The organism is Pseudomonas sp. Irchel 3A7, from assembly GCF_900187565.1.
GTDB lineage: Bacteria > Pseudomonadota > Gammaproteobacteria > Pseudomonadales > Pseudomonadaceae > Aquipseudomonas.
Genome location: NZ_FYED01000003.1, coordinates 319,869 through 346,398, shown reverse-complemented (window position 1 = coordinate 346,398; position 26,530 = coordinate 319,869). Strand labels below are relative to the sequence as shown.

Annotated in this window: 25 protein-coding genes and 1 pseudogene; 8 read left to right on the top strand and 18 right to left on the bottom strand. The window is 59.0% G+C overall.

The window, feature by feature from the left end; all coding sequences use genetic code 11:
• Positions 1–29 precede the first annotated feature (29 nt).
• The 8 genes from ruvB to CKW21_RS06470 all read right to left on the bottom strand — a co-directional run bounded on the left by ruvB (position 30) and on the right by CKW21_RS06470 (position 6,684).
• Positions 30–1,091 carry a Holliday junction branch migration DNA helicase RuvB gene (gene ruvB, locus CKW21_RS06505; RefSeq protein ID WP_095193173.1) on the bottom strand — a complete coding sequence of 354 codons (1,062 nt, stop codon included), beginning with the start codon at positions 1,089–1,091 and terminating at the stop codon, positions 30–32.
• A complete protein-coding gene (gene ruvA / locus CKW21_RS06500) occupies positions 1,092–1,700 on the bottom strand; it encodes a Holliday junction branch migration protein RuvA (RefSeq protein ID WP_095193172.1) in 609 nt (202 codons plus the stop codon).
• 114 nt (positions 1,701–1,814) lie between these two features.
• On the bottom strand, positions 1,815–2,339 hold the full coding sequence (gene ruvC / locus CKW21_RS06495; protein ID WP_095193171.1) for a crossover junction endodeoxyribonuclease RuvC: 525 nt from the start codon (positions 2,337–2,339) through the stop codon (positions 1,815–1,817).
• 150 nt (positions 2,340–2,489) lie between these two features.
• Positions 2,490–3,236 (bottom strand): YebC/PmpR family DNA-binding transcriptional regulator, encoded by a 747-nt coding sequence (locus tag CKW21_RS06490; protein ID WP_095193170.1) that lies wholly within the window; start codon positions 3,234–3,236, stop codon positions 2,490–2,492.
• Positions 3,237–3,360: 124 nt separating this feature from the next.
• On the bottom strand, positions 3,361–5,136 hold the full coding sequence (gene aspS, locus CKW21_RS06485) for an aspartate--tRNA ligase (protein ID WP_095193169.1): 1,776 nt from the start codon (positions 5,134–5,136) through the stop codon (positions 3,361–3,363).
• A 120-nt stretch (positions 5,137–5,256) separates the two neighbouring features.
• Entirely contained in the window at positions 5,257–5,478 is a 222-nt protein-coding gene (locus CKW21_RS06480) for an FmdB family zinc ribbon protein (RefSeq protein ID WP_007977333.1), read from the bottom strand.
• Positions 5,479–5,600: 122 nt separating this feature from the next.
• Positions 5,601–5,951 (bottom strand): ribbon-helix-helix domain-containing protein, encoded by a 351-nt coding sequence (locus tag CKW21_RS06475; RefSeq protein ID WP_095193168.1) that lies wholly within the window; start codon positions 5,949–5,951, stop codon positions 5,601–5,603.
• Between the two features lie 262 nt (positions 5,952–6,213).
• Positions 6,214–6,684 carry a Dps family protein gene (locus CKW21_RS06470; protein WP_095193167.1) on the bottom strand — a complete coding sequence of 157 codons (471 nt, stop codon included), beginning with the start codon at positions 6,682–6,684 and terminating at the stop codon, positions 6,214–6,216.
• A gap of 310 nt (positions 6,685–6,994) precedes the next feature.
• On the opposite strand from CKW21_RS06470, the gene CKW21_RS32065 reads away from it, so the two are divergent.
• Positions 6,995–7,597, top strand: a complete 603-nt coding sequence (locus CKW21_RS32065; RefSeq protein ID WP_095193166.1) for a cold-shock protein — start codon at positions 6,995–6,997, stop codon at positions 7,595–7,597.
• Positions 7,598–7,660: 63 nt separating this feature from the next.
• On the opposite strand, the gene CKW21_RS06460 is transcribed toward CKW21_RS32065, so the two are convergent.
• From CKW21_RS06460 to CKW21_RS30455, 3 genes are all read right to left on the bottom strand, one after another.
• Positions 7,661–7,867: a SlyX family protein gene (locus tag CKW21_RS06460; RefSeq protein WP_095193165.1), complete on the bottom strand. Its 207-nt coding sequence runs from the start codon at positions 7,865–7,867 to the stop codon at positions 7,661–7,663.
• A 3-nt stretch (positions 7,868–7,870) separates the two neighbouring features.
• Positions 7,871–8,296 (bottom strand): HIT domain-containing protein, encoded by a 426-nt coding sequence (locus CKW21_RS06455; RefSeq protein ID WP_095193164.1) that lies wholly within the window; start codon positions 8,294–8,296, stop codon positions 7,871–7,873.
• 102 nt (positions 8,297–8,398) lie between these two features.
• Complete coding sequence (locus CKW21_RS30455; RefSeq protein ID WP_141232909.1) at positions 8,399–8,833, bottom strand: hypothetical protein; 435 nt, start codon at positions 8,831–8,833, stop codon at positions 8,399–8,401.
• Between the two features lie 356 nt (positions 8,834–9,189).
• Between CKW21_RS30455 and CKW21_RS06450 the strand changes: the two genes are divergently transcribed.
• Positions 9,190–10,518 carry an OprD family porin gene (locus CKW21_RS06450; RefSeq protein ID WP_095193163.1) on the top strand — a complete coding sequence of 443 codons (1,329 nt, stop codon included), beginning with the start codon at positions 9,190–9,192 and terminating at the stop codon, positions 10,516–10,518.
• A 209-nt stretch (positions 10,519–10,727) separates the two neighbouring features.
• Here CKW21_RS06450 and CKW21_RS06445 read toward each other — a convergent pair whose 3' ends face one another.
• Positions 10,728–11,570, bottom strand: a complete 843-nt coding sequence (locus CKW21_RS06445) for a mechanosensitive ion channel family protein (RefSeq protein ID WP_095193162.1) — start codon at positions 11,568–11,570, stop codon at positions 10,728–10,730.
• A 187-nt stretch (positions 11,571–11,757) separates the two neighbouring features.
• Positions 11,758–12,243: a YajQ family cyclic di-GMP-binding protein gene (locus CKW21_RS06440; RefSeq protein ID WP_095193161.1), complete on the bottom strand. Its 486-nt coding sequence runs from the start codon at positions 12,241–12,243 to the stop codon at positions 11,758–11,760.
• A 133-nt stretch (positions 12,244–12,376) separates the two neighbouring features.
• On the opposite strand from CKW21_RS06440, the gene CKW21_RS06435 reads away from it, so the two are divergent.
• The 3 genes from CKW21_RS06435 to CKW21_RS06425 are packed head-to-tail and all read left to right on the top strand — an operon-like array spanning position 12,377 to position 15,961.
• Positions 12,377–13,294, top strand: a complete 918-nt coding sequence (locus tag CKW21_RS06435; protein WP_095193160.1) for a putative 2-dehydropantoate 2-reductase — start codon at positions 12,377–12,379, stop codon at positions 13,292–13,294.
• A 45-nt stretch (positions 13,295–13,339) separates the two neighbouring features.
• Positions 13,340–15,376: a PAS domain-containing sensor histidine kinase gene (locus CKW21_RS06430; RefSeq protein WP_095193159.1), complete on the top strand. Its 2,037-nt coding sequence runs from the start codon at positions 13,340–13,342 to the stop codon at positions 15,374–15,376.
• Between the two features lie 3 nt (positions 15,377–15,379).
• Entirely contained in the window at positions 15,380–15,961 is a 582-nt protein-coding gene (locus CKW21_RS06425) for a cob(I)yrinic acid a,c-diamide adenosyltransferase (protein WP_095193158.1), read from the top strand.
• A 114-nt stretch (positions 15,962–16,075) separates the two neighbouring features.
• Here the strand turns inward: CKW21_RS06425 and CKW21_RS06420 are convergent, their stop codons facing one another.
• From CKW21_RS06420 to secA, 4 genes are all read right to left on the bottom strand, one after another.
• Positions 16,076–17,020, bottom strand: a complete 945-nt coding sequence (locus tag CKW21_RS06420; RefSeq protein WP_095193293.1) for a Nudix family hydrolase — start codon at positions 17,018–17,020, stop codon at positions 16,076–16,078.
• Entirely contained in the window at positions 17,017–17,649 is a 633-nt protein-coding gene (locus CKW21_RS06415) for a glutathione S-transferase family protein (protein WP_095193157.1), read from the bottom strand. The genes CKW21_RS06420 and CKW21_RS06415 overlap by 4 nt, the downstream gene beginning before the upstream one ends.
• A gap of 163 nt (positions 17,650–17,812) precedes the next feature.
• On the bottom strand, positions 17,813–19,030 hold the full coding sequence (gene argJ, locus CKW21_RS06410; RefSeq protein ID WP_095193156.1) for a bifunctional glutamate N-acetyltransferase/amino-acid acetyltransferase ArgJ: 1,218 nt from the start codon (positions 19,028–19,030) through the stop codon (positions 17,813–17,815).
• A 130-nt stretch (positions 19,031–19,160) separates the two neighbouring features.
• The gene (secA, locus tag CKW21_RS06405; protein ID WP_095193155.1) at positions 19,161–21,896 is read right to left on the bottom strand and encodes a preprotein translocase subunit SecA; all 2,736 of its coding nucleotides are present in this window, start codon (positions 21,894–21,896) and stop codon (positions 19,161–19,163) included.
• Positions 21,897–22,203: 307 nt separating this feature from the next.
• Here secA and CKW21_RS06400 point away from each other — a divergent pair, with 307 nt between their 5' ends.
• The gene (locus CKW21_RS06400) at positions 22,204–22,659 is read left to right on the top strand and encodes a DUF721 domain-containing protein (protein WP_095193154.1); all 456 of its coding nucleotides are present in this window, start codon (positions 22,204–22,206) and stop codon (positions 22,657–22,659) included.
• Positions 22,660–22,779: 120 nt separating this feature from the next.
• Here CKW21_RS06400 and CKW21_RS06395 read toward each other — a convergent pair whose 3' ends face one another.
• Positions 22,780–24,267, bottom strand: a complete 1,488-nt coding sequence (locus CKW21_RS06395; protein WP_095193153.1) for a helicase HerA-like domain-containing protein — start codon at positions 24,265–24,267, stop codon at positions 22,780–22,782.
• Between the two features lie 156 nt (positions 24,268–24,423).
• Between CKW21_RS06395 and CKW21_RS32220 the strand changes: the two are divergent.
• Positions 24,424–25,488: pseudogene (locus CKW21_RS32220) on the top strand (cache domain-containing protein); the annotation flags it as partial.
• 93 nt (positions 25,489–25,581) lie between these two features.
• Entirely contained in the window at positions 25,582–26,346 is a 765-nt protein-coding gene (locus CKW21_RS32215; protein ID WP_371917510.1) for a methyl-accepting chemotaxis protein, read from the top strand.
• The last annotated feature ends 184 nt before the right edge of the window (positions 26,347–26,530 follow it).

Here is a 26,530-nt window from a genome sequence, read left to right as displayed (position 1 = left end):
TGCCCGAAAATTCAGCCCGCAAAAGTTAATTAATCGTCCACGGCATCGAGAAACTCGTCTACCACGGGCATCTCGCCCAATCGTGACGGAATGTTTAAGCCGAAGTGCAGGTACGCATGCCGCGTCACCACCCGGCCCCGCGGGGTACGCATGATGTAGCCCTGCTGAATCAGGTAGGGTTCCAGCACGTCTTCAATGGTGTGGCGCTCTTCACTGATGGCCGCCGCGAGACTGTCGACCCCGACCGGCCCGCCATCGAACTTCTCGATCATGGTCAGCAACAGACGTCGATCCTGGTGATCGAAGCCGCGCTCATCGACGTCCAGCAGGTTCAGGGCCAGGTCGGCAATCGGCTTGGTGATATGGCCCTTGGCACGAACTTCCGCGAAGTCCCGCACCCGGCGCAGCAAGCGGTTGGCGATCCGCGGCGTGCCGCGGGCACGCCGGGCGATTTCGAAGGCGCCCTCCGGGTCCAGCGGCAAGCCAAGAATGTTCGCCGAACGACTGACAATCGTCGACAGATCGGCGTTGCTGTAGAACTCCAGGCGTTGGACGATCCCGAAACGGTCACGCAACGGGTTGGTCAACATCCCCGCCCGCGTTGTCGCGCCGACCAGGGTGAACGGCGGCAGATCGAGCTTGATCGAGCGCGCGGCCGGGCCTTCGCCGATCATGATGTCGAGCTGGAAATCTTCCATCGCCGGGTACAGCACCTCTTCGACGATCGGCGACAGGCGATGGATCTCGTCGATAAACAGCACGTCGTGCGGCTCGAGGTTGGTCAGCAACGCCGCCAGGTCACCCGGACGCTCGAGGACCGGCCCCGAGGTGCTTTTGATCGAAACCCCCATTTCCTGGGCAATGATGTTGGCCAGGGTGGTTTTACCCAATCCCGGAGGACCAAAAATCAAAGTGTGGTCCAGGGATTCGTTGCGCCCTCGGGCAGCCTGGATGAACAACTCCATTTGCTCGCGAACGGTCGGCTGGCCAATGTATTCGGCCAGGCTGACGGGACGAATCGCCCGGTCCTGGACTTCCTCGCGGTCACGGGGACCACCCGTGGCGGCGATCAGACGATCAGCTTCAATCACTTAGATCATTCCCTTCAGGGCACGACGAATCATGTCTTCACTGCTCAAGCCTTTCTCCTTGATCGCGGAAATCGCCTTGCTGGCTTCCTGCGGCTTGTAGCCCAGGGAAATCAGCGCGCTGACCGCGTCGTTCTCGGCGGTATTGACCGGCGCGGGTCCGTCCGGCTGGTTCGGCACCAGGGCGAACATGCTCGGCACGGTTTCCCAGGCCTTGAAGCGATCCTTGAGTTCCACCAGCAGACGCTCGGCGGTTTTCTTGCCCACACCCGGCACCTTGGTCAGCGCCGAGGTATCCTGGGACTGCACGCAACGGACCAGTTCGTCGACTTCCAGGCTCGACATCAGGGCCAGGGCCAGTTTCGGACCCACGCCATTGAGACGGATCAACTCGCGAAAAAAGTCTCGCTCGCGCTTGCCGACGAAGCCATAGAGTAACTGCGCGTCTTCGCGTACGACCAAATGGGTGTGCAACGTCAGCGGCTCGCCGACCGACGGCAAGCGATAAAGCGTGGTCATGGGCACTTCAAGCTCATAACCCAGGCCGTTTACATCCAGAATCAGATGCGGCGGCTGTTTCTCAGCCAGTGTGCCGCGCAAGCGTCCAATCACGTTACAGATCCTTGAGCGTTGGCCAGCTCGAAGCCAGCGACTGACAGAATGAGGAATTCGCGCCGACAACCCAGGCGCAAACACCTCATTCCCTAAAATTGACTGCTGATGCTATCAGAGACGCAGACGCCCGCCACGACTGCGTGCCGTACCCAGGCCATGGGGCAACAGACTGGAACGGGTGTGAGCATGGCAAATGGCAATGGCCAGCGCGTCCGACGCATCGATTTGCGGTTTGCTGGTCAGCTTCAGCATGTGCATGACCATCATTTGCACCTGTTCCTTGTTGGCGGCACCGGTGCCGACCACTGCCTGCTTGACCTGGGTCGCGGTGTATTCCGCAATCTCCAGGCTTTCCTCTGCGCCCGCCACGATGGCAGCACCACGGGCCTGCCCCAGCTTCAGGGCGGAATCAGCGTTGCGCGCCATGAACACCTTTTCAATGCCCATGGTCACTGGACGGTAGGTCTGAATGATCTCCCGCACCCCGCGATAGACAATCTGCAGGCGTTCATGCAGTTCGCCGGCTCCGGTGCGGATGCAACCAGAAGCCACGTACTCGCAGCCACGTCCGGTATCGCGTACCACGCCATAACCGGTAATGCGCGAACCGGGGTCGATACCAAGGATTAAAGTCATAACGCCTGCGGGTTCAGTAAAAGCAAGAAAATCGAATAACAAATGTGGGAGCGAGCCTGCTCGCGAAAGCGGTTCCATATTCAGCAACGATACTGCCTGAAAATCCGCATTCGCGAGCAGGCTCGCTCCCACAATGGACCCTGGTCGCCCTTAACCGAGCTGTGCAGCCACCGACTCCGGAATATCCGCGTTGGAATAGACGTTCTGCACGTCATCCAGGTCTTCGAGCATGTCGATCAGCTTGAGGACTTTTTCCGCGCCTTCCAGATCCAGCTCGGCGCTGGTGGTCGGCAGCATGACGATCTCCGCGTCATTGCCCTTGAAACCCGCCGCTTCCAGCGCGTTACGCACGGAATAGAACCCGGCAAACGAAGTGAATACATCGATGGACCCGTCTTCGTTGGTCACCACGTCATCGGCATCGGCTTCCATGGCCGCTTCCATCAATGCATCTTCATCGACGCCGGGCGCGAAGGAAATCTGCCCCTTGCGCTCGAACAGATACGCAACCGAACCGTCGGTGCCGAGGTTGCCGCCGCACTTGCTGAACGCATGGCGCACTGCCGCTGCCGTGCGGTTGCGGTTATCGGTCATGCACTCGACCATCACCGCCACGCCGCCAGGACCGTAACCTTCGTAGGTCAGCTCAACCACGTCGTCAGTGTCGGCAGCACCGGTGCCACGGGCGATGGCGCGATCAATGATGTCGCGGCTCATGTTCGCACCAAGCGCCTTGTCCAGGGCCAGGCGCAGACGCGGGTTGGAGCCTGGATCGCCACCACCCTGACGGGCAGCGACAGTCAGCTCACGAATCCACTTGGTGAAGATCTTGCCTCTCTTGGCATCCTGACGTTCTTTGCGGTGCTTGATGTTCGCCCACTTGGAATGACCTGCCATAACTCGCTCCGAATTCTCTTTGAAACATCGCCCGCCACGCTGGATAGCGCCGGCCGGCAAACAAAAAAATCGACCCTGTCAAAAAACGAAAGGCGCATCCGAAGATGCGCCCTTCAGGTCAGCCTTACTCGGCCTTAGGCGTTTCACGCAGACGAATGTGCAGTTCGCGCAATGCCTTGGCATCCACCTGGCCCGGCGCCTGAGTCATGACGTCCGCCGCGCTCTGGGTTTTCGGGAAGGCGATCACTTCACGGATCGACTGGGCGCCGGTCATCAGCATCACCAGACGATCCAGACCGAAGGCCAGACCACCGTGCGGTGGCGCACCGTATTTCAGTGCATCGAGCAGGAAGCCGAATTTCTCTTCCTGTTCCGCTTCGTCGATACCCAGCAGACGGAATACTGTCTGCTGCATCTCTTTACGGTGGATACGGATCGAACCGCCACCCAGCTCGGTACCGTTCAATACCATGTCGTAGGCACGGGACAGCGCGGTAGCCGGGTTGGCTTCCAGCTCTTGCGGCGTGCACTTCGGCGCGGTGAACGGGTGGTGCAAGGCGGTGAAACTGCCGTCGTCGTTCTCTTCGAACATCGGGAAGTCGACCACCCACATCGGTGCCCATTCGCAGGTCAGCAGGTTGAAGTCGTGACCGACCTTGATCCGCAGCGCGCCCAGGGCTTCGCTGACGATCTTGGCTTTGTCGGCACCGAAGAACACGATGTCGCCATCGACTGCACCCACACGATCGAGGATCACGTTCAGGGCTGCTTCAGGAATGTTCTTGACGATTGGCGACTGCAGGCCTTCGACACCTTTGGCACGCTCGTTGACCTTGATGTACGCCAGGCCCTTGGCGCCGTAGATGCCGACGAACTTGGTGTAGTCGTCGATCTTGCTGCGCGGCATGCTCGCCCCGCCCGGCACGCGCAGTGCGGCAACGCGGCTTTTCGGGTCGTTGGCCGGACCGCTGAACACTTTGAATTCAACGTCCTTGAGCTGGTCGGCAACGTCAACCAGTTCCAGCGGGTTACGCAGGTCCGGCTTGTCCGAACCGTAACGACGCATGGCCTCTTCGAAGGTCATGTGCGGGAACTCGCCGAATTCCAGACCCAGCACTTCCTTGAACAGGTTGCGGATCATGCCTTCGGTCAGGCCAATGATGTCTTCTTCATTGAGGAAGCTGGTTTCGATGTCGATCTGGGTGAATTCCGGCTGGCGGTCGGCACGCAGGTCTTCATCGCGGAAGCACTTGGCGATCTGGTAGTAACGATCGAAACCGGCCACCATCAGCAGCTGCTTGAACAGCTGTGGCGATTGCGGCAAGGCAAAGAACGAACCGGCGTGGGTACGGCTTGGTACCAGGTAGTCGCGAGCACCTTCCGGGGTAGCACGGGTCAGGATCGGCGTCTCGACGTCGAGGAAGCCGTTCTCGTCCAGATAGCGACGGATGCTGGTGGTCATGCGCGAACGCAGACGCAGCTTCTCGGCCATTTCCGGGCGACGCAAGTCCAGGAAGCGATAGCGCAGGCGGGTTTCTTCGCCGACATCCGAGTAATCGTTGAGCGGGAACGGCGGGGTTTCCGCCTCGTTCAGCACTTCCAGTTCGTAGCCCAGCACTTCGATCATGCCCGACGCCATGTTGGCGTTGGTGGCACCGGCCGGACGCAGGCGCACCTTACCGGTGACCTTGACCACGTATTCGCTGCGCACACGATCGGCAACGGCGAAGGTTTCAGCGCGGTCCGGGTCGAACACCACCTGGGCCAGACCATCACGATCACGGATATCGAGGAAAATCACCCCACCGTGGTCACGGCGACGGTGGACCCATCCGCAAAGGGTAATTTCCTGGCCTTCCAGGCTTTCGTTCAGTTGGCCGCAATAATGGCTGCGCATCATGGTCGTGGATTCACTTCTGTAATTCGACATTCGGTTGGAGACCTTGCGTACGCCGGTTGACCGACATGGCAAGCGCTCACGTGTTTGGTTCGTTCAGAGCACTCGGTTCAGAGCATGGCCCTAGTCAGCTTTGTCGCCGCCGGCCAGATTCTTCTTGGAACCGGTCTTGAAATCGGTCTCGTACCAGCCGGTACCGCTGAGGCGAAAACCCGGCATGGACAGCATCTTCTTGAGCTCTGGTGCCTGGCACGCAGGGCAGTCGACCAGCGGTGCATCGCTGATCTTTTGAATGGCTTCCAACTGATGACCACAGGAAGCACATTGGTAATCGTACATCGGCATGGGGGTTGTCTCGGCGATCAGATTGCTACCGCGCACGCTGGGTTTTGCGGCAAAGAGCGGGATTATATCCATTAAATGCAGCCTGTGCAGCCGTAAGACTGCACGGATCGACATGCAGCCTTTTACCGCGCAGACGGAGCAACGGCCACACAGCCTCCTTCCTTCAAGCTATGCACAACACAGACAACCCGCACCAGCCCGGTGAAATTCCTCACCCCACCATGACGCAAATGCACTTCGCGATCCACGTGAGACAACAATGCACTGACCGAGCAGCAATTGATCCTGGCCATTTCAGCCAGGATATCCCAGTAAACCTGCTCAAGCCGCAAGCAGGTGGCGAAGCCATTCAACCGCACCGAGCGGGACAAGGGCTGGGCAAGCCCCATATCGAATTCACTGACAAACGGATCAATCCTTATGTCCTTGAGCAGACCGATCCTTCCTTCCTTGCGCCTGTCTTCATCAACCATTGCGTTGACACTCCTTTGCCATCCCTGGTTTCCATAAGAGTCTGTCCGCTTATAGAACCGCGAGGGCAAAGTTATATCCAGATGACTTTTTGACCATCCGCGTAGGAGAAGCCAACAACTGAAGGCAGATCATGGAGAGCGTCCTACGCCCGAGCTTTTCCTGCTCTATCTGGCGAAATTTCACTCAATAGGCAGGTGATTTTCGCTCAAGCATAGGCAACGCGCGAATAGCACCCCATAAGGCGTTATTCACGCGCCGGTTTTACTGGTCCAGCAGGGCACGGAGCATCCATGCGGTTTTTTCGTGAACTTGCATACGCTGGGTCAGCAGGTCAGCCGTCGGCTCGTCACTGACTTTCTCGAGCAGAGGGAAAATTCCGCGAGCCGTACGCGTCACAGCCTCCTGCCCCTCTACCAATTGCCTGATCATGTCTTCGGCAGCCGGTACGCCCTCTTCCTCTTTTATAGAGGACAGGCGCGCATAAACAGAATAGGCACCAGGAGCCGGGAATCCGAGCGCGCGAATTCGCTCGGCAATCGAATCGACCGCCAGGGCCAATTCGTTGTATTGCTCCTCGAACATCAAGTGCAGGGTCCGAAACATGGGACCGGTGACGTTCCAATGGAAGTTATGGGTCTTCAAATAAAGGACGTAAGTGTCCGACAGCAGGCGCGAAAGTCCGTCGACAATGGACTTGCGGTCCTCTTCACTGATACCGATATCGATTGCCATGCTTTTCCCCTAAAGGTGATGGATTCCATCCGACAGGTGCAGGACCACTCTAGCAAGCCTGCTGCCACGCTGCAGCCCTGGATGCCATCTCGACCTGCGACAAATCGCCCCCGATGCACCGCTGGACTCCTTGATTTGAGTAGCCACAAGCTTTGCTGTTAAATAGGCGGTGTGTCGCTGGCGCCCTTATTTTCCGGGCGCTGCGCATAGGCTGATAAACAGGTACGTGCTCAACGCCTCTTATTGTTCTGAAGCGAACCGTGCCTCGTCAGCTCTTCCTTGTGAACCGTCTGAACGTGAGTTAATCAAAATGTTGAAAATCGTCCACCTGCTAATGGGCGCAGCAGCCTTGCTGCTGTCCTTCATCCCTAGCCTGCGAACCGAAGCCGTACCTTACCTGCAACAACCCGATGCGCTGTACCTGGCCTTGTTCGGCCTGCTCAACCTCACCCTCGCTCCAGTCATCCCCAACTGGAACAAAGGCCCGCGCCATCAACTGCAAAACCTGGTCAGCGCACTGCTGGTTCTGGCTGTCGTTGTGCAAACCCTGACGCTGCTTGCGCCAATGCCCGTCATTGCCGGTCAACCTGCCGTTCTGTTCAGCCTGGTTGCAGCCCTGGTTGCCGTTGTTCTGCACCTGGCCATCAGCTTCTACAAATCGTCACCGGCTGCTGCCGCGCCAAGCTATGACATGAGCAACCGCGATACCGGCACCGTCAAGTGGTTCAACACCTCCAAAGGCTTCGGCTTTATTTCCCGTGACTCCGGCGACGATATTTTCGTGCACTTCCGGGCCATTCGCGGCGAAGGTCACCGCGTCCTGGTCGAAGGCCAGCGTGTGGAGTTCTCCGTCATGAATCGTGACAAAGGCCTGCAAGCCGAAGATGTGATCGCCGCCCTGCCGCGACGCTGATCCGAAGCCATAAAAAAACCGCGAACAGCCTGTGGCTGCTCGCGGTTTTTTAATGCCTGCATTTCAATAATGCGGTGGTGGCGCTTCTTCCTCGAAAGCCTCGAACTGGCCAGCCATTTCTTCCTGGCGCTTGAGCAACGCAGCCATTTGCAACTGCAGGCGTTCAACGGCCCGCTGCTGCGCCGCCAGCACATCATTCAATGCCTGGATGGTGTCATCCTGAAACGCCAACTGGCTTTCCAGATCGGTAACGCGTTCTTCCAGGCTCATGATTCAACCCTCCAGAAACGTGAAGTCATCGGTCAACACCAGACGCAACCGCTCGCGAATCGCGGCAACCTGTTCGACACTGTACGGCTTTGCAGGGTGCTTGCCCCAGACCGGAGCCGGCCAGGCGGCGTCCTCCCGCTTGCGCACGATCACATGCATGTGCAACTGACTGACCACATTACCCAGGGCCGCGACATTCAACTTGTCCGCGTCGAATGAATCCTTGAGCGTTTCTGCCAATGCCGTGGTTTCCTGCCATAGCTGCTGCTGATCGGCGACATCCAACTGAAATATCTCACTGATATCGTCGCGACGAGGTACCAGGATGAACCAGGGATAGTTCGAGTCATTGGACAGCAGCAGCCGACACAACGGGAAATCACCGATCGGTAGGGTGTCTTGTTGAAGTCGTGGATCTAAAGCGAACACTTTGGGCACTCCCGCCGGGTCATCATTTTCAGCTTAGCGCCCATCCCGAGAGAACGCGCACCAAGCGACTGGACGGCAGCATACCTGCGAACGCAGCCGTCTTCACGACGAACCACCAAGCCACCACTCAAACTGCCCCGGGATGTAACACCTGACGCCAAAACGCACCAATACGGAACCAGCACCGACTGCAAAAACGCTGAAATGACTGACAGATAACGATTCGTTCAAACGTCGAAAAACGCTGAACTGTATGAATTCAGTACAGCGATTGAGATTTTTTGCACCAAAACCGCACAGTGCGTCTACGCTGAGTCGTTCGAACATCCGCCTTTTACTCACTGGCGGGGTGAACCGGTAACGTTTTCGGTTGTCACGGGGCGGTAACAGCATGGTCAACACGATGCAAAGAATGGCGTCAAGCCCAATCACCAACAGGATGAACCCCCCGGTTTTATGAGGTTTTAACGGCATCAGGCAGTGCTTCAGAAAAAAATATCGGCAGTTTTCCGATTTGTGCACGCTTGTTGCATTCACACCCACATCGTCTATAAAGCACCGCTGGAAGTGGAAGCCTTGAGACTAAAAAAAACAGTGGCAGGGTAGCCCGATGGAGATTCACACGTTTCACCAGGGACTCTTTTTACCGATGCACCAGCCCAGAGAAACAGCATTAAAGTTGTCAGTCCGGTTGCATCGAGGCTGTAAATTTGCGACATCTAGCAAGCTGTTTGCGACAGGGTCGTAAAGATGCTGAAAGGATAGATGCGCAAGTATCGCCAACATTGTCGGCGTGATATAAGTTTGCGCCGACACAAAAAGAAAGAGCCGCCCAGATAATAAAACAGGTGGAGCGGCAGTACTCTTCTAAAAAACCAAAGGAGCAAATCACGATGCGCGTGATGAAGTGGAGCATGATCGCACTGGCTGTTGCAGCAGGCACCTCGCAGTTCGCAATGGCGTCTTCCCAGGAAGAATCCAAGGGTTTCTTCGGCGACCAGAGCCTGAAACTGAAAACCCGTTTTGAGTACATGAACCGCGATTACAAAAACGGGGATTCGAACTCAACTGGTACTTCCGGCTATCGTCAAGACTCCGGTATCAGCCAACTGCTGACCTACGAGTCGGGCTTCACTCAAGGTACCGTTGGTTTTGGTCTCGACGCCATGGCCATGGGCGCCGTCAAGCTGGACGGCGGTTCGGGCCGCGCCGGTAACGGCCTGTTCGCTGTCGACAGCGAAGGCGATCCGCAGAAATCCCAGGGCAAGGTTGGCGGTGCAGTCAAACTGCGTCTCTCCGACACTACCGTGAAATGGGGCCAGCAGTTCGTTGCCAGCCCAGTATTCGCGACCGACGACAGCCGTATGCTGCCAGAAGTTGCTACCGGTACCCTGATCACTTCCAAGGAAATCAAAGGCCTGGAACTGAGCGCTGGTCGCTTCAACGCACTGAGCGCCCAAACCGGCATGGGTCGTGACAGCATCGCCGGTCTGCCAGATGAAGATGGCCTCCACGGCAAAGGCTTGAGCAACGCCATCAACATCTTCGGTGCCAGCTACAGCTTCACCGACAACTTCACCGGCGCCGTGGCTGCGTCCGATGCTGAAGACTACTTCAAGAAGTACTACCTGAACCTGAACTACACCCTGCCGATCAGCGACGATCAGTCCCTGAACTTCGACCTCAACGGTTACAAAACCAAAGGCGATGATCGCGGCGACCTGGTTGAAGCCCTGGGCGACGGCCACGCAGGCGTAGACAACAACCTGTGGTCCCTGGCAGCAGCTTACAGCCTGGGCGCGCACAAGTTCACCGTGGCTTACCAGCGTTCCAGCGGTGACAACGCTTACTACTATGGCGTTGACGGTAACAGCACCATCTTCGTTGCCAACTCCATCCAGATCTCCGACTTCGTGGGTCGTGACGAGAAGTCCTGGCAGGCTCGCTATGACCTGAACATGAAGGAATACGGCGTTCCAGGCCTGAGCTTCATGACCCGTTACGTGATGGGTGACAACATCACCGTTGAAGGTGCTGATGGCGAAGGTAAGGAAAACGAGTGGAACATCGAGTCCAAATACGTTGTTCAGGAAGGTCCAGCCAAGGATCTGTCGTTCCGCGTACGTTTCGCCAACTACCGTGCTAACGGCGCGTACGAGGACTACCAGAAAGACAACTACGACACCCGTGTGATCATCGAGTACCCGCTGAGCATCCTGTAATCAGGGTGTAAGACCGGAAGTACTGTAGATCAAAAAACGCCCACCTCTTCAGGTGGGCGTTTTTTTATGCCTGCCACATGCTGAACTCAGCAGCAAACAACTTCCGCGCATAACATTAGTACTTTTTTCAATGAACCGATCAATAGTTACAAAAAAGCCCAAGGGACTATTAATCCCTCGGGCTCATGCAGTAACTAATGAAAGAACGCTTACTGTACCGATGCTTCCTGAACCACACGAACAACCCGCTGTGGAAAGGGAATGTCGATACCGGCAGTTTTCAATCGATCACGGGACTGTTCGTTAAACATGAACAGCACATCCCAGTAATCCGCTGTTTTAACCCAGACACGCAGTGAAACAGTGATCGAACTGTCACCCAGCGTCGAAATGACTGCCTGCGGTTCCGGATCAGCCAAAACACGCGGGTCCTTGGCCAGCTCCAGCAATACATGACGAGCCTTTTGCAGATCCGCCTCATAGTCGACACCCACATCAAACACCACCTTGCGGGTCGGCTGACGGTTGGTGTTGGTGATGATGCCGTTGGACAGGTTACCGTTTGGCACGATGATGGTTTTGTTATCGCCAGTGCGCAGTACGGTGTGAAAGATCTGGATACTGTCGACCGTACCGGCAACACCCTGGGCTTCGATCCAGTCACCGATACGGAAAGGACGGAACAGCAGAATCAACACGCCGCCGGCGAAGTTCGCCAGGCTACCCTGCAAGGCCAGGCCAATGGCCAGACCCGCCGCACCGATGGCCGCCACGAACGAGGTGGTTTCCACGCCGATCATCGACGCCACGCTGACAACCAGCAGAATCTTCAGAATGATGTTCGCCAGGCTGCTGATGAAACCTTGCAGCGCCAGGTCGGCATTACGCAGGGCGATCAGGCCGCCGAGCTTTTGTGTGACCTTGTTGATCAGCCACCAACCGATGGCAAGGGTAATGATGGCCAGCAACACACGGCTGCCATATTCCATGATCATCGGGATCCAGGTTTGGGATACCTTGACCAGGTTATCCACTTCAGCATTCAAATCCATCTACGTTCTCCTGATTTGCGGCGATCCGGCACGCGAAAAAATTAAGCGGCAGAAAGGTCCTGCCGGATTGAACACAATCCAGGTGGGAGCGAGCCTGTTCGCGAAGAGGGCATATCAGTCGACATCACTGTTGAATGACACACCGCTTTCGCGAGCAGGCTCGCTCCCACAGGTCCCGCTCTGAGCGTCAGTCGCGGAAGTTGTTGAACTGCAGCGGCATGCCGAATTCCTTGGCACGCAGCACCGCAATGGCTTCCTGCAGGTCGTCACGCTTCTTGCCGGTGATGCGCACCTGCTCGCCCTGAATGGCGGCCTGGACCTTGAGCTTGGCGTCTTTGACGTGAGCGACGATCTTCTTCGCCAACTCCTTGTCGATGCCTTCCTTGAGCACGGCTTCCTGTTTCATCAGTTTGCCCGAAGCAAATGCGTCCTTGACCTCAAGGCACTGCACATCGATCTTGCGCTTGACCAGGCACAGCTTGAGGATCTCGATCATCGCTTCAAGCTGGAAATCCGCTTCAGCGGTCAGGTTGACGGTCAGGTCCTTTTCCTTGAACTCGAAGCTGCCCTTGCCTTTCAGGTCATAGCGACGATCGAGTTCCTTCACGGCGTTCTCGACCGCGTTGGTGACTTCGTGTTTGTCCAGTTCGGATACCACGTCGAACGACGGCATGTAATCTCTCCAATAAAAGGCGCACCAATGGAGCACGCCTGGCTTGCGGTAAAAATCCGCGCTGATTATAACGGGTCTTTCCCATCATTCACTGCGAGCCGTCCATGCACGCGTTAAACAGAGCAAAAAGCTGATGGCCACCACCTGGCATGTCCTGGGCGCCGGCAGTCTCGGCACGTTGTGGGCCACGCGCCTGGCCCGGGCCGGGGTGCCGGTGCGGTTGATCGTGCGCGATGCCACGCGCTTGCAGGCCTATGAGGCGGCTGGCGGGCTGACACTGGTCGAGCACGGTGAAACACAATGCTACCCGGTGCCCGCCGAAACGCCCGACAACCAGGAACCCATCCAGCGTCTGCTGGTTGCCTGCAAAGCCTACGACGCTCAACACGCCGTAGCCCAATTGGCGCCACGCCTGGCCCCCGGCGCCGAGCTGATTCTGTTGCAGAACGGTTTGGGCAGTCAGGATGCCGTCGCAGCGCAGGTTCCACAGGCGCGCTGCATTTATGCCTCCAGTACCGAAGGCGCCTTCCGCGATGGCGACTGGCGCGTGGTCTTCGCCGGCCATGGGTTCACCTGGCTGGGGGACGCCGGTCATCCCGTTGCTCCGATCTGGCTGGACGACCTGGACGCCGCCGGTATTCCCCATGAGTGGAGCACCGAAATCCTGACCCGGTTGTGGCGCAAACTGGCGCTCAACTGTGCGATCAACCCGCTGACGGTGCTGCACGATTGCCGCAATGGCGGTTTGCAGGAGCATCACTGCGAAGTCGCCACCCTTTGCGGCGAATTGACCGAACTGCTTGAACGTTGCGGCCAGCCTGCCGCTGCCGAGAACCTGCAACTGGAAGTCGAACGGGTCATCCATGCCACCGCCGCCAACTACTCGTCGATGTACCAGGATGTCAGCAACCGGCGCCGCACCGAAATCAGCTACCTGCTTGGTCATGCCTGCAAAGTCGCCTCCAGGCACCAATTGAACCTGCCGCACCTCAATCAGCTCGAGTCAAGGTTGATCGCTCGCCTGCACAGCCTTGGATTGCCCAGCGACTGAGCAGCGGCTACGCTGGCCACTTGTTCCTTTGCAGCGATAAACCTGATGCCATTGCGCCAGCGCCTTGAAAACCTTCCTGTCGGCCAGAAACTGCTGGCCGCCCTGTTGGTGCTGTTGACCACTGTCCTGCTGGTCGCCAACCTGACCTTTATCAGCGCCGCGTATTACATTTCCCAGGAAAGCATGGCGCCCCAGGCCCTGCAAACCATCGGCCGGCTGGTGTCCAATCCGAGCCTGATCTCCGAAGCGCTGGCATCGCCACAAAGCGCACAACGCCTGCTCGATGAACTCAACAGCTATTCACCGCTGCGTGCCGCCGCCCTGTATGACGGCAAGGGCGAACGCCTGGCGCAGCTGCAACACGGCGACCATCTAAAGCTGCCGGAGCGTTACCGGCACATCGAATCCTGGCAAGCCACCGAATTTCGCAGCAATCAGGTGATCACCCTGCCCCGGCCGGGCACCGCTCCCGGGCATTTGCTGTTGGTGGCCAGCAGCGAACTGCCAATGGCGTTCTATACCGGAACCCTGACCGCCAGCCTCGGCATCCTGATTTTCAGTGTCCTGCTATGGCTGGTGATCGCACGGCAGATCAAACGCTTGATTACCCGCCCTATCCATCAACTCGAAGAGCTGTCACGGCAAGTGACCCGGGAAGAGAACTACGCCCTGCGTGCCTCTCGGGGCAACCACGATGAAATCGGCAGCCTCGCCGAAGCCTTCAACACCATGCTTTCGCGCATCGAGGCGCGGGAACAGCAACTCAAACGGGCGCGGGACGACTCACAGGCGGCCTATGACCAGGCTCAGGGCCTGGCCGAAGAAACCCGGCACACCAATCGCAAACTGGAACTCGAAGTCCAGGTGCGCAGCAAGATCGAGAAGAAACTCACCGGATTCCAGAACTACCTCAACAGCATCATCGACTCCATGCCATCGGCGCTGATCGCCCTCGACGAACAGCTCTACGTGACGCAGTGGAACCAGGAAGCCAGCGCCCTCTCCGGCACCCGCCTGGACGAAGCCCTGAACCAGCCGATCTTCCTTGCTTTCGAGCCACTCAAGCCCTTTCTTCCGCAGCTCAAGCAAACCGTCGAACAACACACGGTGGCCAAGATCGAGCGCGTCACCTGGGTCAAGGACGATGACGCTCGGCATTACGCCCTGACCTTTTATCCATTGATGGGCGGCGCCGGGCGTGGCGTGGTGATCCGGATCGACGACATTACCCAGCGCCTGTCACTGGAAGAAATGATGGTGCAGTCGGAGAAAATGCTCTCCGTCGGCGGTCTCGCTGCCGGCATGGCCCACGAGATCAACAACCCGCTGGGCGCCATCCTGCATAACGTGCAGAACATCCGTCGCCGGCTGTCTCCCGAATTGCCGAAGAACCTCGAACAAGCCGAACAGGTTGGCGTCGAGCTGTCGACGGTCAACGAATACCTGCAAGCGCGGGAAGTGCCGCAGCTGCTCGATGGCATTCAACAGGCCGGTGCCCGCGCGGCGAAAATCGTCACCCACATGCTCAGCTTCAGTCGCCGCAGCACCCGGCAAATGGCTCCGTGCGACCTGCCGGCACTGATCGATCAAGCGGTGGAAATCGCCGGTAACGACTTTGACCTGGCGATCGGTTTCGACTTCAAGGGCCAGGCCATCATTCGCCAGTTCGACCCGGCACTGGGTCCGGTGCCCGGCACGGCCAACGAATTGGAACAGGTGCTGCTCAACCTGCTGAAAAACGCCGCCCAGGCCATTCATCAGCGTGAAGACGACCGCGAGCCGGGGCGGATCATTCTGCGCACCCGACTCAATCCGCCCTGGGCGGAAATCCAGGTAGAGGACAACGGCATCGGCATGAGTGAAAACGTGCGCAAGCGTACCTTCGAACCGTTTTTCACCACCAAGGAGATTGGCCAGGGCACAGGCCTGGGACTGTCGGTTTCGTATTTTATTATCACCAACAACCATAAGGGACAGATGGAGGTGCAATCGACCCTGGGCCAAGGCACCTGCTTCACCCTGCGCCTGCCCCTGGCGGGCACCCCGCTCGTCTCACAAGAACTCAATCAGCTATCGAGGTAACCCATGGGCTTTCGCTTGTCGAAGATTTACACCCGCACCGGCGACAAAGGCGAAACCGGACTGGGCGATGGTCGCCGTGTGCCCAAGGATCACCCGCGGATCGAGGCCATTGGCGAGGTCGATACGTTGAACAGTCAGGTGGGGGTGTTGCTGGCAGGGCTGACGGCGCAGAGCACCCGGTTTCCGGGGCTGAAGGAAGTGATCGAGGTATTGGCACCCTGTCAGCACCGGTTGTTCGACTTTGGCGGCGAACTGGCGATGCCGGAATATCAGGCATTGAACGCCGCAGAAATCGAACGCCTGGAAGCGGCGATCGATGTGTGGAATGAAGAACTGGGACCACTGGAGAACTTCATTTTACCGGGCGGTTCGCAGCTGATTGCCCAGGCTCACGTCTGCCGCAGCCTGGCACGCAGCGCCGAGCGCCGGTGTCAGCACCTGAATGCGCTGGAGCCGCTGGCCGGGGTGGGGTTGGCGTATATCAATCGGCTTTCGGATTTGTTGTTTGTGGCGGCGAGGTTGATTGCCAGAAGGCAGGGGGTGGCGGAGATTTTGTGGCAACCTGCTGCGAAACCAGAGGTTTAGTCGGCGCCTGTCAGCCCTTCTTCGCGAGCAGGCTCGCTCCCACACTCAGCCGTGTACCCGGTCAACTGTGGGAGCGAGCCTGCTCGCGAAGAGGCCAGTAGCCTCACTGAAACGTCAGGCCTCAGGCCAAAACGCCCGAATCCCTGCCACACCCTGGGCACCCGCCGCCCAGGCTTTCTGAACCTCTGCCGGGCCTACGCCCCCCAGCAAAAACACCGGCTTGCTGAAGCCCTCGATCAAGGTCGAGGCCTGTTCCCAGCCCAGCGGCTGAGCGCCAGGATGCGTCAGGGTTGGCTGCACCGGCGACAACGTCACGAAGTCCACGCCCATCTCTTCGGCCAGCGCCAATTCTTCGGCGTTATGGCAGGACGCGGCCAACCAGCGCGCTGCGGGCAATGGCCGACCAGCAGCCGCGTACTTGCGCAATTGTGCCGAGGTGATGTGCCAGCCGGCGGACGGAAAATCCCCCAGCCACTCGAACGGTCCCTTGATCATCAGCTGCGCCTTGCCGGCGCACAGCCCGACCGCATCCACCGCCAGATCGCGGTACTTGGGGTCGTAACCATTCGGTGCGCGTAGCTGGATCAACTTGATACCGCCCGCGATTGCTTTCTGAATCCCCCGCAGCAAGGCCGGGGTTTCCAGGTCTTCCGGGGTGATCAGGTACTGTTCGGGCAACCGAGCCGCGGCGACGATTGGACGGTTGGCCTCGGGGAACTCGTAACCCGACAATTCACGCGCTGTGACCCAGGCCAACGGCTGACCTTCCGCGCCGTGAGGCTCGCCGGTAAACGCCGAGACTTCCCAGACATCCAGCAACACCTGCTTGTCCGGGTAATCGTGGCGGACCTTGATCAGCGGGCGCGCCGCGCTGACCACGATGCCCAGCTCTTCGTGCAGTTCACGGGCCAGTGCGGTTTCGACCGACTCATCGGCCTCCACCTTGCCACCGGGAAACTCCCAGAGGCCGCCCTGGTGCTGAGTGTCGGCACGACGGGCAATGAGGATTTTGCCGCTGCCGTCACGGATAACGGCAGCCGCTACGTGTACTCGTTTCACCACGCAATCTCCTCCAGTCCGGCCTTCTGCCAGGCCTTGAAGGCTGGCCATTGGTAGAGGGTTTCAACATAAGCTTCGTCGGTTGCCGACAGCTTGACCCGGTAGGTGCGCAGGCGCACGGCGATGGGTGCGAAGAACGCGTCGGCCAGCGTTGCACGTCCGAACAGATACGGACCGGTTTCGGTGGCGGCGGCTCGGCATTCGGCCCACAACGCCGACATACGCTCGATATCGGCCTGGACGTCGGCCGGGTTTGGCGACAGCGGCGCGTCATGGCTGAGGTCGAATGGCATGTTGCCGCGCATGGCGAAAAAGCCGCTGTGCATCTGCGCGCAGGCAGAACGCGCCTGGGCACGGGCGGCAATGTCTTCAGGCCACAAGCCCGCTTCGGGGAACTGTTCGGCCAGGTACTCGGCAATCGCCAGGGAGTCGGCGATGGTGCCGTGTTCGGTCTTCAACAACGGGACCTTGCCGGTCGGCGAGTGCTTGAGCAGACGTTCGCGGGTGTCCGGCTGGTTCAGTTTGATCAGTTCTTCGGTGTAGGTAGCGCCGGTCAGATCGAGAGCCAGGGCGCCACGCAGGGACCAGGAGGAAAGCAGTTTGTCGCCGATGATCAGGTGGAGGCTCATGTTCGGGACCTTTAGAAGAGGGGACACGTCAGTCTAGTTCGTGACTGACAGACCGTCTTCGCGAGCAGGCTCGCTCCCACATTTGATCCTGCTGCGCACATTTACTGTGTTCACTGAGATCTCCTGTGGGAGCGAGCCTGCTCGCGAATGGGTCGACTCGGTCTTACGTACGGTACTCGGCGTTGATTTTCACGTATTCGTGGGACAGGTCGGTGGTCCAGATGGTTTCGCTGCAATCGCCACGACCCAGCTCGATACGGATGGTGATTTCTTCCTGCTGCATCACCGCCGCACCCTGGGCTTCGGTGTAGGTCGCGGCGCGGGCGCCACGGCTGGCGATGCACACTTCGCCGAGGAACACGTCGATCTTGCTCACGTCCAGGTTCGGTACGCCGGCACGGCCGACAGCGGCCAGGATGCGGCCCCAGTTCGGATCGGAAGCAAACAGTGCGGTCTTGATCAACGGCGAGTGAGCCACGGTGTAGCCGACGTCCAGGCACTCCTGGTGATTGCCGCCGCCGTTGACTTCAACGGTGACGAACTTGGTCGCGCCTTCGCCATCGCGAACGATGGCCTGGGCCACGTCCATGCACACTTCGAACACCGCTTGCTTAAGCTTGGTGAACAGCTCGCCCTCGGCGCGGGTGATTTCCGGCAGTGCAGCCTGACCGGTAGCGATCAGCATGCAGCAGTCATTGGTCGAAGTATCGCCGTCGATGGTGATGCGGTTGAACGACTTGTTGGCGCCGTCCAGCATCAGGTTTTGCAGCACATCGCGGGAGACTTTGGCGTCGGTGGCGATGTAGCCGAGCATGGTCGCCATGTTCGGGCGAATCATGCCCGCGCCTTTGCTGATACCGGTGACGGTAATGGTCACGCCGTCGTGCTGGAACTGACGGCTGGCGCCCTTGGGCAGCGTGTCGGTGGTCATGATTCCGGTGGCGGCCGCTTCCCAGTTGTTGACCGACAGGTCGTCGAGGGCCGCTTGCAATGCGCCTTCGATTTTCTCGACCGGCAGCGGCTCGCCGATCACACCGGTGGAATACGGCAGCACCTGGCTGGCATCTACGTCAGTCAGTTCAGCCAGTTTGGCGCAGGTGCGTTCGGCTGCGGCCAGGCCTGGCTCACCGGTACCGGCGTTGGCATTGCCGGTGTTGGTCAGCAGGTAACGTACCGGACCCTGCACACGCTGCTTGGCCAGGATCACCGGAGCGGCGCAAAAAGCGTTCAGGGTAAACACGCCAGCGACTGTGGAACCTTCGGCACAGCGCATGACCACGACATCCTTGCGCCCCGGGCGCTTGATACCGGCCGAGGCGATACCGAGTTCAAAACCGGCAACCGGGTGCAACGTTGGCAAAGGACCAAGACCAACAGCCATGAATGAGCTCCTTACAATGATGTCAGCACCGCTATGCTCTTTTTTTCAAGAAGGCGGTGGTTTAAATGGCAAAACGCCGCGACGGCATGAGCCGGTCGCGGCGCGGGTATATCAGCGTATGAAACGGGTTTTACTGGATCTGCCCGTGGCAATGCTTGAACTTCTTGCCCGAACCGCAGTAGCACAGCTCGTTGCGGCCCAGCTTCTGCTCATTGCGTACCGGCGCAGCGGCAAGGGCCACATCGACCTCTTCCCCGATCGGCTCCACATGCTCAAGGCCAGGCGCTTCTTCGTGGTGGAACTGCATGCGCGCGGCCAGCGCTTCGGCTTCCTGACGCAGGCGCGCTTCTTCTTCGATCGGGTCTTCGCGGCGAACCTGAACGTGCGACAGCACACGGATCGAGTCGCGCTTGATCGAATCCAGCAGCTCGGAGAACAGCGTGAACGACTCGCGCTTGTACTCCTGCTTCGGGTTCTTCTGGGCATAACCACGCAGGTGGATGCCGTGACGCAGGTGATCCATGGTCGACAGGTGGTCTTTCCACAAATCGTCCAGAACACGCAGAACGATTTGCTTCTCGAAGGTGCGCAGCGCTTCGGCGCCGGCCTGGTCTTCTTTCTCGTTGTACGCCGCCATGAGTTCCTGCATCAGCTTCTCACGCAGGGTTTCTTCGTACAGGTGATCGTCTTCGTCGAGCCATTTCTGGATCGGCAGTGCCACGCCGAAGTCGCTTTGCAGCGCTGCTTCCAGACCCGCCACGTCCCACTGCTCAGGCAGCGACTGCGGCGGAATGTGCGCACTGACGGTGGCGTTGAGCACGTCCTGACGGAAGTCGGCGATGGTTTCACCGATGTTGTCGGCGGCCAGCAACGTGTTGCGCATGTGATAGATCACTTTACGCTGTTCGTTGTTGACGTCGTCGAACTCGAGCAGTTGCTTACGAATGTCGAAGTTGCGGCCTTCAACCTTGCGCTGAGCCTTTTCGATAGCGTTGGTCACCATGCGGTGCTCGATCGCTTCGCCAGGCTGCATGCCCAGGGCTTTCATGAAGTTCTTCACCCGATCAGAGGCAAAGATACGCATCAGGCTGTCTTCCAGCGACAGGTAGAAACGGCTGGAACCGGCGTCACCCTGACGACCGGCACGACCACGCAGCTGGTTGTCGATACGGCGCGATTCGTGACGCTCGGAAGCGATCACCTGCAAACCGCCCGACTCCAGCACTTGCTGGTGACGTTTCTGCCAGTCGGCCTTGATCTGGGCAATCTGCTCAGGGGTCGGGTTTTCCAGCGAGGCCACTTCCACTTCCCAGTTGCCGCCCAACAGGATGTCGGTACCACGACCGGCCATGTTGGTGGCGATGGTCAGCGCACCCGGGCGACCGGCCTGGGCGATGATCTCGGCTTCTTTTTCGTGGAACTTGGCGTTCAGAACCTTGTGTTCGATGCCTTCTTTCACGAGCAGGTTGGACATGTGCTCGGAAGTTTCGATGGTTGCAGTACCCACCAGCACCGGACGGCCGGCAGCCATGCTTTCCTTGATGTCATTGACGATCGCCGCGTATTTCTCGTCGGCAGTCAGGAACACCAGGTCGTTGTAGTCTTTACGGGCCAGCGGCTTGTTCGTCGGGATGACGATGACCTGCAGGCCATAGATCTGATGGAACTCGAACGCTTCGGTGTCGGCCGTACCGGTCATGCCGGACAGCTTGTTGTACAGACGGAAGTAGTTCTGGAACGTGGTCGATGCCAGGGTCTGGCTTTCGGCCTGGATGTTCAGGTGTTCCTTGGCTTCGATGGCCTGGTGCAGGCCTTCGGACAGGCGACGACCCGGCATGGTACGACCGGTGTGCTCGTCGACCAGCACGACCTGACCGTCCTGCACGATGTATTCGACGTTGCGATGGAACAGCTTGTGCGCGCGCAGGCCGGCATAAACGTGAGTCAGCAGGGCCAGGTTGTGCGCCGAGTACAGGCTCTCGCCTTCAGCGAGCAGGCCGAGACGGGTCAGCGAGTCTTCGACGAACTGGTGGCCGGCTTCGTTGAGTTCGACCTGGCGGGACTTCTCGTCAACGGTGTAGTGGCCGGCCTTGGTGACTTCGCCTTCGACTTCTTCGACGTGCAATTCCAGCTGCGGGATCAGTTTGTTGATCTCGATGTACAGCTTGGAGCTGTCCTCGGCCTGACCGGAAATGATCAGCGGAGTACGGGCTTCGTCGATGAGGATGGAGTCGACTTCGTCGATCACGGCAAAATTGAGTTCACGCTGGAATTTTTCTTCCAGGCTGAACGCCATGTTGTCGCGCAGGTAATCGAAGCCGAATTCGTTGTTGGTACCGTAGGTGATATCGGCGGCGTAGGCTGCGCGCTTCTCTTCCGGCGGCTGGAACGGCGTGACCACGCCGACCGTCAGGCCGAGGAACTCATAGAGCGGACGCATCCAGTTGGCGTCACGACGGGCCAGGTAGTCGTTCACCGTCACAACGTGCACGCCCTTGCCGGACAACGCGTTGAGGTAAACGCCCAGTGTCGCCACCAGGGTCTTGCCTTCACCGGTGCGCATTTCGGCGATCTTGCCTTCGTGCAAGGTCATGCCACCGATCAGCTGGACATCGAAGTGGCGCATCCCCATGACGCGCTTACCGGCTTCGCGAGCGACCGCAAAAGCTTCCGGCAACAGCTTGTCGAGGGTTTCCCCTTTGGCGAAGCGGGCCTTGAACTCATCTGTCTTGGCACGCAATTGATCGTCCGAAAGGGCCACCATTTGCTCTTCGAAGGCATTGACGAGTTGCACCGTCTTGAGCATGCGCTTGACTTCACGCTCGTTCTTGCTTCCAAAAAGTTTCTTTAACAAAGGCGCAAACATATCGGCAGGATCTTCCACACTAAAGGGATGGAGGGCGGCCCCGTGAGTCGCCCGAGCAGCCCTCATGGCCGCATGCGAACGAGCATTCTACCCGGAAACGATGGTGAGGAAAGTGGCGTTATTCCACGATGCTGGCACAGCGCTTTGACGGGGCTCACTTAAAATAGGGGCAAATGGCTGAACTTCAAGCCATACAACGCAGAAGTTACTCGTTGATTTAATGGGTAAAGCGCGCGTAATGCAATGGGTCGGGTGCATCCAGTGCTTTCTGCTACCATGGCGGCTCTGTTACTTCAGGTGTCTGATCATGGCATTTCGCCCTCTTACGGCCAGAGCACCCGCCGTCCTGCTTCGCGAAGCCAAGCCGCTCAAAGCCATACTCGGCCACGCCCAACGCCTGGGCCATCTGCAACGTCTACTGGAGAGCCAACTTCAGCCCGCCGCTCGCGAACACTGCCATGTGGCGTCGTGGCGCGAAGGCAGTTTGTTGCTGATTGTCACCGATGGCCATTGGGCCACCCGCTTGCGCTACCAGCAAAAGCGCCTGCAACGGCAACTGCAGATGTTCGACGAGTTCGCCAGCCTCACGCGAATCCTGTTCAAGGTGCAGCCGCCCACCGTGCAGCACGGTGCGGCCGGGCATACCATGGATTTGTCCAACGATGCGGCGGCGACGATTCAGGCAACGGCCGATGGCATCAGCGATCCGAATCTGCGCGCCGCGCTGGAGCGTTTGGCGGCGCATGCCAGGCCCAAGGCCTGACATAGCCCCCTGTGGGAGCGAGCCTGCTCGCGAAAGCAATGTATCAGTCAACCTATGTGGTGACTGACAGACCGCCTTCGCGAGCAGGCTCGCTCCCACAGTTTTTACCGTGCCCGCTCGCTAGCGGCGTTTGCTGCCACCTAGCAACGACCCCATCAACCCGCGCACCAACTGTCGCCCCAATTGATTCGCCGCCTGGCGCATCGCTGATTTCAACGCCTGCCCCGCCGCCGTGCCGAGAAACTCCCCGGCCTGTTCGGTGAAGCTCGGTTCTTGAGGCGCCGGTTTGCCTGACTCCGCTTCGGGTTCCGGCGCCAGCCCCTTGCGTCCCATCAGCACTTCATAGGCCGACTCACGATCAATCGGTTTGTCATAACGCCCCTTGAACGGCGAACCGGCGATCAACACGGTGCGTTCAGTCTCGGTCAATGGCCCGATCCGCGACTGCGGCGGAGCCACCAACACCCGCCGGACCATCTCCGGCGTGCCCTTCTCCTGCAAGGTGCCGACCAACGCCTCGCCAATGCCAAGTTCCGTCAGCACCGACAAGGCATCGAACGCCGGGTTAGGCCGGAAGCCGTCAGCCACGGCCCGCAGGGATTTCTGCTCCTTGGCGGTGAACGCGCGCAAACCATGCTGGATACGCAGACCCAGTTGCGCCAGCACGTCATCCGGCAAATCGCCCGGCGATTGGGTGACGAAATACACGCCCACCCCTTTCGAGCGTATCAGCCGCACCACCTGCTCCAGACGATCCTGCAAAGCCTTGGGGGTGCCGGTGAACAACAGGTGCGCTTCGTCGAAAAACAACGCGAGCAGCGGTTTGTCCGCGTCGCCACGCTCCGGCAACTGCTCGAACAGCTCGGCCAGCAGCCATAGCAGGAAAGTCGCGTAGACCTTCGGAGCTTCATGCACCAGACGACTGGCATCGAGTAAATGAATGCGCCCGCGACCCTCTGCCGTCGGTTGCAGAATATCTTCGAGTTGCAACGCCGGTTCACCGAACAGCGCCTCGGCACCTTGCTGCTCAAGGGTCGCCAGACGTCGCAACAGGGCCTGGCTGGAACCGGTGGTCATCAGCGCCGCGTCGTCACCCAACAGTTCCGGGTTGTCCTTGAGGTGAGTAAGCAGCGCCTTCAAGTCCTTGAGGTCCAGCAGCAACAGGCCTTCGCGGTCCGCGACCTTGAAGGCGGCGTACAGCGTCGACTGCTGGCTGTCGGTCAGTTCCAGCAGGCTGCCCAGCAACAAAGGCCCCATTTCGCTCAAGGTCGTGCGCAACGGATGACCGGACTGACCGTGTATGTCCCACAACGTCACCGGATAGGCCGCCGGCTGGTGGTTCAGCCAGGGCATCCCGGCGATCCGCTCGGCGATCTTGCCCTGGGGGTTGCCCGCGGCGCCCAAACCGCACAGGTCACCTTTGATATCGGCGGCGAACACCGCCACGCCGGCATCGCTGAAGGCTTCGGCCATGCGTTGCAGGGTGACGGTCTTGCCGGTCCCGGTCGCACCTGCGATCAAACCGTGACGGTTGGCCAGGCGCATGGCCTGGGCGATCGGCTGCCCCGAAAGATCGGCGCCGATAACGAGTTGCAATGAGTCAGGCATTTGGTCACCTATGGTTAATCTTTGGTCCTGCACGGCCGATAGGAATTACAACAAAGCAGACAGACACAATCTGTTCGGAGATTTCCCTTAAGGAGCGATGGAGATATCACTTGCTTTCAACCTTGCCCATTTTGCGTTCCTTTATAAAAGCACGCGATGGGCATTAAGACCTTAGCGGACCCCCAAGCCATGAACAAAAATCTACGCTTCAGCCATAAAATCCTGCTTGCCGCCGCCTTCATCGTCATGGCCACGTTCGCCTCGTTCACCCTGTACAACGACTATTTACAGCGCAATGCCATCCGCGAAGACCTGGATAACTATCTCAACGAGATGGGCGACGTCACCGCCAACAATATCCAGACCTGGCTGACAGGCCGAATTCTGCTGATTGAAAACCTCGCGCAGAACATTGCCATCAATCCGGAACAAGCCAATGTTGCCGCGCTGCTTGAGCAGAAAACGCTGACATCGACCTTCATGGCGTCCTACTTGGGTGATGCCACCGGGCACTTCACCATCCGTCCGGATGCGAAGATGCCCGACGGCTTCGACCCACGGGTCCGCCCCTGGTACAAGGGGGCGGAAAACACTAGCGCCCCGACCCTCACCGAACCCTATATCGATGCGGCGACCGGTCAAACGATCATTTCCATGGCCACCGCTTCGAAAAAATCCGGACAAAGCGTCGGTGTGGTCGGTGGTGACCTGAGCCTGCAAACCCTGATCGACACCCTCAGTGCACGTGACTTCGACGGCATGGGCTATGCCTTCCTGATCAACGCCGACGGCAAGATCCTGGTCCACCCGGACAAAACCCTGGTGATGAAGTCCCTGAGCGAGGCGTACCCGCAAAACACCCCGCGTATCAGCCGCGACTTCAGTGAAGTGGGGGTCGAGGGCAAAACCCGCATCGTGACTTTCACGCCGATCAAGGGCCTGCCATCGGTCAACTGGTACATCGGCCTGTCGATCGACAAGGAAAAAGCCTTCTCGATGCTCAGCGAATTCCGCGCTTCGGCGGTCGTTGCGACGGTCATTTCCGTTGTGATCATCATTGCCCTGTTGAGCATGCTGATCCGCATCCTGATCCAGCCGCTGCATGTCATGACCCGCGCCATGGCCGACATTGCCGACGGTGAAGGCGACCTGACCAAACGCCTGACCATCGTCAACAATGACGAGTTCGGCACCCTCGGCACCGCGTTCAACCGTTTCGTCGAGCATATCCACGGCTCGATCCGTGAAGTGAGTTCGGCAACCGGCCAGGTCAACGAAGTGGCGTTGCGGGTGGTGGCGGCTTCGAACTCGTCGATGTTCAACTCCGACCAACAGGCCTCGCGCACCAGCAGCGTCGCCGCGGCGATCAACCAGCTCGGCGCCGCCGCCCAGGAAATCGCCCGCAACGCGGCGCAAGCCTCGAATCAGGCCAGCGATGCCCGCAGCCTGGCCGAAGATGGCCAGCAAGTGGTGGATCGCAGCATTGTCGCGATGAATCAGCTGTCGAGCATGCTCAGCGCCTCCAGCAGCAACATCGAGTCGCTCAATAGCAAGACCGTGAACATCGGGCAGATCCTCGAAGTGATCACCAGCATCTCCCAGCAAACCAACCTGCTGGCGCTTAACGCCGCCATCGAAGCGGCGCGGGCGGGTGAAGCCGGCCGCGGGTTTGCGGTGGTGGCCGATGAAGTGCGTAACCTGGCACACCGCACCCAGGAATCGGCGCAACAGGTACAGACCATGATCGAAGAGCTGCAAGTCGGCGCCCGCGAATCCGTCAGCACCATGAGCGACAGCCAGCGCCACAGTCAGGACAGCGTGGAAATCGCCAATCAGGCCGGCGAGCGCCTGAGCAGCGTGACCCGGCGCATCGGTGAAATCGACGGCATGAACCAGTCGGTAGCCACGGCGACCGAGGAACAGACGGCCGTGGTGGAGTCGATCAATGTCGACATTACCGAAATCAATACGTTGAACCAGGAAGGCGTGGAAAACCTGCAGTCGACGCTGCGGGCCTGTGCCGATCTTGAGCAGCAGGCGGCGCGGTTGAAGCAGTTGGTGGGCAGTTTCCGAATTTAGTGCCTGAACCGGCCCCTCCGCGAGCAGGCTCGCTCTCACATGCGAATCACAGTGGACACAGATTTTGTGTACGACCGAGATCCCCTGTGGGAGCGAGCCTGCTCGCGAAGGCGGCCTGAAATACACCGCAAAAACCCCGCAGCCTCCCCACCCACAAAACCCCAACCGAACATCTATTCTTCAG

What these genes read in the sequence shown, in the direction of transcription:
- CKW21_RS06440 (WP_095193161.1), bottom strand. Translation starts at nt 12,243, where the DNA reads ATGCCGTCGTTCGACGTGGTATCCGAACTGGACAAACACGAAGTCACC.
- argJ (WP_095193156.1), bottom strand. Translation starts at nt 19,030, where the DNA reads ATGGCTGTTGGTCTTGGTCCTTTGCCAACGTTGCACCCGGTTGCCGGT.
- CKW21_RS32065 (WP_095193166.1), top strand. Translation starts at nt 6,995, where the DNA reads ATGTTGAAAATCGTCCACCTGCTAATGGGCGCAGCAGCCTTGCTGCTG.
- CKW21_RS06470 (WP_095193167.1), bottom strand. Translation starts at nt 6,684, where the DNA reads ATGGCAATCGATATCGGTATCAGTGAAGAGGACCGCAAGTCCATTGTC.
- CKW21_RS06435 (WP_095193160.1), top strand. Translation starts at nt 12,377, where the DNA reads ATGGCCACCACCTGGCATGTCCTGGGCGCCGGCAGTCTCGGCACGTTG.
- CKW21_RS06425 (WP_095193158.1), top strand. Translation starts at nt 15,380, where the DNA reads ATGGGCTTTCGCTTGTCGAAGATTTACACCCGCACCGGCGACAAAGGC.
- aspS (WP_095193169.1), bottom strand. Translation starts at nt 5,136, where the DNA reads ATGATGCGCAGCCATTATTGCGGCCAACTGAACGAAAGCCTGGAAGGC.
- CKW21_RS06445 (WP_095193162.1), bottom strand. Translation starts at nt 11,570, where the DNA reads ATGGATTTGAATGCTGAAGTGGATAACCTGGTCAAGGTATCCCAAACC.
- ruvC (WP_095193171.1), bottom strand. Translation starts at nt 2,339, where the DNA reads ATGACTTTAATCCTTGGTATCGACCCCGGTTCGCGCATTACCGGTTAT.
- CKW21_RS06450 (WP_095193163.1), top strand. Translation starts at nt 9,190, where the DNA reads ATGCGCGTGATGAAGTGGAGCATGATCGCACTGGCTGTTGCAGCAGGC.
- CKW21_RS06475 (WP_095193168.1), bottom strand. Translation starts at nt 5,951, where the DNA reads ATGGTTGATGAAGACAGGCGCAAGGAAGGAAGGATCGGTCTGCTCAAG.
- CKW21_RS06460 (WP_095193165.1), bottom strand. Translation starts at nt 7,867, where the DNA reads ATGAGCCTGGAAGAACGCGTTACCGATCTGGAAAGCCAGTTGGCGTTT.
- CKW21_RS06415 (WP_095193157.1), bottom strand. Translation starts at nt 17,649, where the DNA reads ATGAGCCTCCACCTGATCATCGGCGACAAACTGCTTTCCTCCTGGTCC.
- secA (WP_095193155.1), bottom strand. Translation starts at nt 21,896, where the DNA reads ATGTTTGCGCCTTTGTTAAAGAAACTTTTTGGAAGCAAGAACGAGCGT.
- CKW21_RS06430 (WP_095193159.1), top strand. Translation starts at nt 13,340, where the DNA reads ATGCCATTGCGCCAGCGCCTTGAAAACCTTCCTGTCGGCCAGAAACTG.
- CKW21_RS06400 (WP_095193154.1), top strand. Translation starts at nt 22,204, where the DNA reads ATGGCATTTCGCCCTCTTACGGCCAGAGCACCCGCCGTCCTGCTTCGC.
- CKW21_RS32215 (WP_371917510.1), top strand. Translation starts at nt 25,582, where the DNA reads ATGTTCAACTCCGACCAACAGGCCTCGCGCACCAGCAGCGTCGCCGCG.
- CKW21_RS06395 (WP_095193153.1), bottom strand. Translation starts at nt 24,267, where the DNA reads ATGCCTGACTCATTGCAACTCGTTATCGGCGCCGATCTTTCGGGGCAG.
- CKW21_RS06490 (WP_095193170.1), bottom strand. Translation starts at nt 3,236, where the DNA reads ATGGCAGGTCATTCCAAGTGGGCGAACATCAAGCACCGCAAAGAACGT.
- CKW21_RS06480 (WP_007977333.1), bottom strand. Translation starts at nt 5,478, where the DNA reads ATGCCGATGTACGATTACCAATGTGCTTCCTGTGGTCATCAGTTGGAA.